Source organism: Aneurinibacillus aneurinilyticus ATCC 12856 (genome assembly GCF_000466385.1).
GTDB classification, from domain to species: Bacteria; Bacillota; Bacilli; order Aneurinibacillales; family Aneurinibacillaceae; genus Aneurinibacillus; species Aneurinibacillus aneurinilyticus.
Genome location: NZ_KE952732.1, coordinates 1 through 1,197, shown reverse-complemented (window position 1 = coordinate 1,197; position 1,197 = coordinate 1). Strand labels below are relative to the sequence as shown.

Below are 1,197 nucleotides of genomic sequence, written 5' to 3'. Positions count from 1 at the left end.
CCGACGCTCGTCGAGAATACTTCCTTCATCTTAATCGGAAGTGCACCGGCATTCAGAATTGCCGCTAGTTCTTTTGCTTCTCCAATTGAATTCTGTCCATCTATTTGAGCTTTGCCATCTACAATAATATCTCTGATAGTCAGTGCTGGTACTGTAAGAGGTTCTTCATCAAGAAAAATAGTTACACGTTGACCAATATATTTTTTGGTTACACTTGCAAATTTCTCGGGATCTTTAAATTGAAGTGTGATAATCGGACGCTGCATCCGATCAAAAACCCCATTTGCCCCCTTTTCAGCTATATCGTTACCAGTCATAATGATATTTCCCTTGCTATCACGGAAGGTAAGGTTAGCAGGTTTGCCGATGATATCACGTGCTTTTTTTTGATTTGTAACACCAGCTAAACGTACACGAATACGATTATTTCCCTCAACCTGGATATCAGGCTCTGCTATCCCAAGAGCGTTTACTCGGTTATTCAGTGCTTTTTCTGCATCCCTTAGTGTTTGTTTTGTTACTTTATGCTGTTCGTTTAATGGAGATATTTCATATAAAATTTCGAATCCCCCTCGTAAATCTAATCCAAGGGTTGTGTGCCTAGCTATTTTTGGACCTGTAGTAAAGGCAAAAGATAATGTTATAAAAATAATTAAAAAAAGAGTTCCTAATTTTCCCCAATTCACCACACTATTTTCCTCCTATACTTTATCCCTTCACGCTCCCTTCGTGAAAATGATTGATATGCTTGACATATTAATGCTGAAACGGTAGGCCCCCATCTTTAAACGCCGTTCTATTGCCACGGGAAGGGAGTGCAGTTGTGCTTTTTGTGACATTCGGCTGCTCCATAGTAATAGACTGAATGTTTGTAGGGACAACAGGAACATCATGTAAAGTTAAGGTAAGAGCCATGATCGATATGATACGGGTTAACCGTTCTTTCATTTTTTCCCTCGTTTCTATTCATAACGAATCTGTAGTAATCCTACTACAATACGAAAATACATGTATTGTTAATTTAGGATGATTAATGCAATATATGGCCTTATTATAATGTACAGGCGATGCCTTTCGCGTGAAATTATGAGAATACTCATATTCTGAGGTGATTAGTGTGGAGTTTTCCAAAATAGGAACACTTATTAGAGACATACGAAAGTCAGTGAACTACCCACCACTTAAAATCTAACGATT

At 38.2% G+C, this 1,197-nt stretch carries 2 protein-coding genes; both read right to left on the bottom strand.

The annotated features are described in order from the left end of the window. Positions 1-689 (bottom strand): preprotein translocase subunit SecD (locus tag HMPREF0083_RS06540; RefSeq protein WP_021620377.1); only part of this gene is annotated, 689 nt, incomplete at its 3' end. Positions 690-756: 67 nt separating this feature from the next. After that, entirely contained in the window at positions 757-948 is a 192-nt protein-coding gene (locus HMPREF0083_RS06535) for a hypothetical protein (protein ID WP_021620376.1), read from the bottom strand. Positions 949-1,197: the final 249 nt, after the last annotated feature.